Here is a 5139-nt window from a genome sequence, read left to right on the forward strand (position 1 = left end):
CGGGATCGCACCGGTCAGACCCGGACGACGGTCTCCAGCACGGGCGGCCGGGCCGCGGCCAGCCGGTCCCGCTTGGCCCGGTCCTCCACGCCGAGCCCCGCCTCCGGCGCGAGGCACAGCACGCCGACCTTGCCGGTGTGGCCGTTGGTCTGCACCAAGCGGGCGGCCTCGCCGACCCCGGCCAGCGCGTGCACCTCCGACAGCACCGGCAGCACCAGCCCGAGGTCGAACAGCCGGTTGGACTCCCACTGCTCCTGGAGGTTCGCGCCGTGGCTGCCGATCAGCCGCTTGAGCTTCATCCACAGGTAGCGGTTGTCGTACTGGTGCTGGTAACCGGTGCTGGAACCGCAGGTGACCACCGCGCCGCCGCGCCGGGCGACGAACATCGACACGCCGAACGTGGCCCGGCCGACGTGGTCGAACACGACGTGCGGGTCGTCGCCCGTCTCCCGGCGGATGATCGCGCCGAGCCGCTTGCCCGCCTTGAGCACCGCGCCCGGGTCGTCCGGGTCGCCCAGGCCCAGCTCCGCGCGGTCGACCACCACGTCGCAGCCGAGCCGGCGGACCAGCCGCGCCTTCTCCTCCGAGCCCACGACGCCGACCGCGACGCCGCCCGCCTGCTTGACCAGCTGCACGCCGAACACGCCCAGCCCGCCGGCCGCGCCCCAGACGAGCACCACGTCGCCCAGCTTCATCCGGGCGCCGCGCTCGCCGATGAGCATCCGGTAGGCGGTGGCCGCGCAGACCGGCGTGCTCGCGGCCTCCTCCCAGGTGAGGTGGGCGGGTTTGGGCACCAGCTGGCTGGCCCGCACGACCGCGTAGTCGGCGAGCCCGCCGTAGTTGGTCTCGTAGCCCCACGCCCGCTGCGACGTGCCGACCATGCCGTCGCCGTGCACGGCCGGTTCCTGGTCGTCGACGTGCACCGGGGTGACGACCACGCGGTCGCCCACGGCCCAGCGGCGCACGCCCGCGCCGACGCGCACGACGACGCCGGAGGCGTCCGAGCCGAGCACGTGGAACGGCTGGTCGTGGCGCTCCGCCCAGCCGCCCTCGCGCCCGTAGTGCTTGAGGAACGCGAAGGTCGGCACGGGTTCGAAGGTCGCCGACCACACCGTGTTGTAGTTGACGGAGCTGGCCATCAGCGCGACCAGCACCTCGTCCGGCGCCAGTTCCGGCATCGGCACCTCGCCGACCCGGATGGACCGGCGGACGTCCTTGTCCTCGACGCCGTGGAACACGTCGGCGTCCTCGATCCGGGTGTGCGCGGCCCGGTACCGCTCGGGCACCGGGAGCCCCAGCAGTTCGTCGGCGCCGGCTCCGCGCACGGCGGCCGCCGCGAGAGCATCCATGGCTGTTCGCCTCTCCTCGGTGGGGACGGGTCGGAAGGGGTCGGGACGCGGGTCACGCGGGCAGCCGGCGGGCCACGCTGTGCAGGTAGCTCTCCACCGGCAGCGTCCACGCCGTCGGCACCCGGCCGGCCTTCTGCAACGCCCGCACGACCGCGCTGGGCCGCTGCCCGATGAACGTGCTGCCCATCGTGGTGGCCTGGAGGTGGAAGTGGACGTGCCGGCCGAACCTGCCGGTGCTGCGGCTCGCGACGGTGTGCGCGCGGAAGTGGCTGTCCGGCCGCATCCGCTTGCGGATGCCCGCCCGCACCTGTTCGGAGATGTCGTCCTGCGACAGCCACTCGAACCCGGGCACGTCCCGCTTGAGGGTGGTCAGCAGGTCGTAGCGGTGCTCGGTGTAGCCGTCGAGGTAGGAGAAGTACCCGCCGGGCTTGAGCACCCGGGCGACCTCGGCGAGGAACCGCCCGGGGTGCGGGTAGTTGTGCGAGCTCTCCACGCTGATCACGACGTCGGCCTCGCCGTCGCCCAGCGGCAGCGCCTCGGCGTCGCCCTGGACGTACCGCAGCTCGCCGCCGCGGGAGAGCAGGGCGTTGGCCCGGCGCACGGCCAGCGGGGACAGCTCGACGCCGAGGAACCGGCCGCCGGGGGCGGCGCGGGACAGGAAGTTCAGCCCCTCCCCCGCGCCGCTGCCGATCTCGACCACGGTCTTGCCCGCGTAGTCGCCCAGGGCGTGCGGCAGCACCCGCAGCGACCGGAAGTACAGCTGCTCGGACACGCCGTCGGTGCAGAAGTCGAGGCTGCCGGGGAGCACCTCGTCGATCTCCCGGGCCAGCACCGGGTCGTCCATGCCCCAGTTCCAGATCTCGCCGCGCGCGGCGATCATCGCCGCCACGTCGTAGAGCCAGATGGAGTGGTCCTTGAACTCGTCGCTGGCCTCGGCGTCGAGGACCGCGTCCTCGGCGGGGCCGTTGAACCGGCTGACGGTGTCCATGAAGGCGGTGATCGCCTCCGGACCGCCGGTGGATGCCATGCGATTTCCCCCGTTCGGCGACAACTCGGCTCGCGGATCGCCACGAGTCTCGCGGGGCCCCATAGCGCCCCGATATCCGCGCGATGGCCGCGCGCGGTCACCAGGTGACGGGCACGGAGTTCAACCCGTACGCGGCGGCCTCGTCCTTGAAGGACAGCTCCTCCACGGGCACCGCGAGCCGCAGGTCCGGCACGCGGCGGAAGAGGGTCTCGTAGACGACCTGGAGCTCGACCCGGGCCAGGTGCTGCCCGACGCACACGTGCGCGCCGTGCCCGAAGGCGAGGTGGCGGCCGGAGGTGCGGGTGACGTCGAGCCGGTCGGGGTCGGCGAACACCTCGGGGTCGCGGTTGACCGCGGTGCCCAGGGCGACCACGCCGTCGCCCCGGCGCACGGCCACGCCGGCGATGGTGACGTCGTCGGCGGCGACCCGGTAGGACACCGGGTTGAGGATGGAGCAGTAGCGCAGCAGCTCCTCGACGGCGGCGGGCCAGCGCTCCGGCTCGCGGCGGAGCAGGTCGAGCTGGTCGGGGTGGCGCAGCAGGGCGACCACGCCGAGGGAGATCTGGTTGGCGGTGCTCTCGAAGCCGGCGACGAGCAGCGTGAGCGCCAGTTCCACCAGCGCCTGGTGGTCGGTGCCGTCGTCGTCCTCGCGGGCCCTGCGGATGCGGCGGCCGACGAGGTCGTCGCCGGGGTCGGCCTCCTTGGCGGTGACGAGCTGGTCGATGTAGCCGAGCAGCGCGCCGATGGCGGCCATCCGCTCCTGCGGCGCGGTGAACAGGTCGATCATGGTGGCGGAGCGGACCCGGAACGCCTCACGGTCCTCCTCGGGCACGCCGAGCAGCTCGCAGATCAGGGTGGTCGGCAGCGGCAGCGCCAGGGCGGGCACCAGGTCGGCGGGCTTGGGACCGGCCAGCAGGGCGTCGACCAGGCCGTCCACCACCTCCTGCACGTCCGGGCGCATGGCCTCCACGCGGCGCTGGGTGAACTCGCCGTTGACCGCCCGGCGGGCGGCGCCGTGCTCGGGCGGGTCCATCTCGCCGATGGAGGCGCGGAACCCGACGTCGTGGGTGAACGGCACGAGGCTCGGGTAGTTCGGGTGCCTGCGGTCCACGCTGAACGCGTCGGAGAGCAGCAGCTCGCGGGCCGCCGCGTGCGACGACACCGCCCACGCCTCCCGGCCGGAGCCGAGGCGCACGCGGGTGACCGGGCCGGCCGCGCGCAGTTCGGCGTAGCCGTCGGGTTCGGCGAACGGGCAGCCGCGCCGGATCGCGAGGTCGGGCACGGGCGTCGTGTCGGTCATGCGGGCGCCTCTTCCTTGTCTGCGGCGGGGGTGAGGGTGCGGAGCCACTTCTCCACCGCCGCGGTGCAGTGCTCCAGGTGCTGCTCGGCGAGCGTGAAGTGGTTGCCGGGGACGTCCACGACGGTCTGCGCGGTGTCCCAGTGGGCGCGCCAGTCGTCGGACGCCGGGTCGTCGGTCATGCCGTCCATCGGTTCCGAGGCGCGCACCAGCAGCAGCGGCGCGGCGCACGGGCCGGGCGCCCAGTCCTCGAACAGGCCGCCGTACCAGGCCATCGCGGTGAGCCGGTCGCCGTCCAGGCGCACGTACCGGTCCTCGCGGTCGAGCATCCCGGCCATCAGGTGCTCCTGGACGCGGTCCCGCATGATCGCCGGGTCGCCGATCAGGTAGGTGTCCAGCAGGGCGACGCCGGTCGGGCGCGTGCCGCGGGCCTCCAGCGCGGTGGCGGTGGCGTGCGCGAGGTAGCCGCCGGAGGAGCTGCCCAGCAGCACGAACGGCCCGGCGACCCGCTCGGTGATGGCGTCGGCGTACGCGCCGACGAGGGTGTCGACGTCGGCCGCGAGCAGTTCGCCCGCGCCGAAGCCGGGCACGTCGAACGCCAGGCACGGGCGGGTGCCCCGGAACCGCCCGGCGAAGCGGGCGAACTGGTGGGCGCCGGCGATGGCCACGATGGACGAGAAGCAGACCAGCGCGGGCCGCTCGGGGCCGTCGGCGAGCAGCACCGGTTCCGGCGGGGCGGGCCAGTCGGCCGGTGAGGCGGCCATGGGCCTGAGCCGGGCGGCCTCGCGGGCCAGCCGCTGGGCGGTCTTGCGCTGCCCCAGGCGCAGGGCGTGGCGGAACAGGCCGTCGAGCGCGTCCATGGGGTTGGCGCGGGGTTCCGGGGCGGGGTCGGCGCGCGGTTCCGGGGCGGGTTCGGGGGCGACCCGGGCCAGTGCCCGCGCGAGCCGCCGCACCAGCTCGTCGGGGGTGCCGGCGTCGAAGGCGATCGTGGTGCGCAGGCGCAGTCCGGTGGCGCGGTCGAGGCCGTTGCGCAGCTCGACGGCGGTGAGCGAGTCGAGGCCGAGCTCCAGGAAACCCCGGTCGCCGACGACGGCCCGCGCGTCCGGGTAGCCGAGGACGGCGGCGACCTGGCCGAACACGGCGTCGCGCAGGGCGGCGTCACGGGCGGGTCCGGTGAGGGCGGCGAGCCGGCGGCGCGGGTCCGCGGCGGTGGTCCGGGACGCGCGACCGGGCACCAGCGCGCGCAGCAGCGGCGGCACCTCGGCCCCGACGGGCTCCTCCGGCCGGCCGGGCACTTCCAGCCGGCCGGGCACTTCCAGCCGGGCGGGCACTTCCAGCCGGGTGGGCACGAGCAGGGGCGCGCCGTCCGCCAGGGCGGCGTCGAACAGGGCCAGCGCCTCGGCGGGCGGCAGGGGGCGGCCCAGGCGGCGCAGGCGTTCCCGCTGGGCGGGGCCGAGGTCGCCGAC

Annotated in this window: 4 protein-coding genes; all 4 read right to left on the reverse strand. The window is 75.0% G+C overall.

The genetic code is table 11. The features are described 5' to 3' along the window. Window positions 1-14 precede the first annotated feature (14 nt). The 4 genes from ccrA to ACR807_RS24550 all read right to left on the reverse strand — a co-directional run bounded on the left by ccrA (window position 15) and on the right by ACR807_RS24550 (window position 5022). Window positions 15-1349 carry a crotonyl-CoA carboxylase/reductase gene (gene ccrA / locus ACR807_RS24535; RefSeq protein WP_438923752.1) on the reverse strand — a complete coding sequence of 445 codons (1335 nt, stop codon included), beginning with the start codon at window positions 1347-1349 and terminating at the stop codon, window positions 15-17. A gap of 52 nt (window positions 1350-1401) precedes the next feature. After that, the gene (locus ACR807_RS24540) at window positions 1402-2376 is read right to left on the reverse strand and encodes a class I SAM-dependent methyltransferase (RefSeq protein ID WP_438923753.1); all 975 of its coding nucleotides are present in this window, start codon (window positions 2374-2376) and stop codon (window positions 1402-1404) included. Window positions 2377-2473: 97 nt separating this feature from the next. Further along, entirely contained in the window at window positions 2474-3676 is a 1203-nt protein-coding gene (locus tag ACR807_RS24545; RefSeq protein WP_438923754.1) for a cytochrome P450, read from the reverse strand. Further along, on the reverse strand, window positions 3673-5022 hold the full coding sequence (locus ACR807_RS24550; protein ID WP_438923757.1) for a thioesterase domain-containing protein: 1350 nt from the start codon (window positions 5020-5022) through the stop codon (window positions 3673-3675). Before ACR807_RS24550 ends, ACR807_RS24545 begins: the two co-directional genes overlap by 4 nt. Between the last annotated feature and the right edge of the window lie 117 nt (window positions 5023-5139).

Source organism: Saccharothrix sabaoui, assembly GCF_051756985.1.
In the GTDB taxonomy this organism is placed as follows: Bacteria; Actinomycetota; Actinomycetes; order Mycobacteriales; family Pseudonocardiaceae; genus Actinosynnema.